The sequence below is a fragment of the Roseibacillus persicicus genome (assembly GCF_014651675.1).
Taxonomy (GTDB): domain Bacteria; phylum Verrucomicrobiota; class Verrucomicrobiia; order Verrucomicrobiales; family Akkermansiaceae; genus Roseibacillus; species Roseibacillus persicicus.
This window is the reverse complement of record NZ_BMXI01000092.1, coordinates 1-501: the sequence shown is the minus strand read 5'-3', so window position 1 is coordinate 501 and position 501 is coordinate 1. Positions and strand designations below refer to the sequence as shown.

At 54.1% G+C, this 501-nt stretch carries 1 protein-coding gene; it reads left to right on the top strand.

The features are described 5' to 3' along the window. A partial coding sequence (locus tag IE099_RS20700) for a transposase (protein WP_189574788.1) occupies positions 1-468 on the top strand: 468 nt, incomplete at its 5' end. Between the last annotated feature and the right edge of the window lie 33 nt (positions 469-501).

The window sequence follows — 501 nt, the reverse complement described above, 5'->3', positions numbered from 1 at the left end:
CCCATCTTCACCTCCTTGCCCGGGGCGGGGGAAGTCTTCGCCTCCCGGCTGCTCGCCTTCTTTGGCTCCGATCGCAGCGTTTTCACCAGTGCCGCCTCCCTGCAACAGCTGAGCGGCGTCGCCCCACTCACCAAACAAAGCGGCAAGATGCACTTCGTCCACCGTCGCTACGGTTGCAACAAGTTCTGGCGTCAGACTTTCGTTGAATGGGCGGCCCAAACTGTAATGAAATCCCTATGGGCGAAGGCCTACTATCAGCGTCAGAAAGAGAAGGGGCACCGCCATCAATCGATTCTACGAAGCCTTGCTTACAAGTGGCAGCGGATCCTCTTTCGGTGTTGGCAATGCCGTGAAGCCTACGATGAAAAACGCTACCTAAACGCCCTCGAGAAATCAGGAAGCCCGCTCCTGAAAACCATTGATGCTATTAGAAAAACCCACCCCGAACTCTGTGAACAATTTTCCTAAAAATCACTTGTCAGTTGGCCTCAGTGGTTTGTT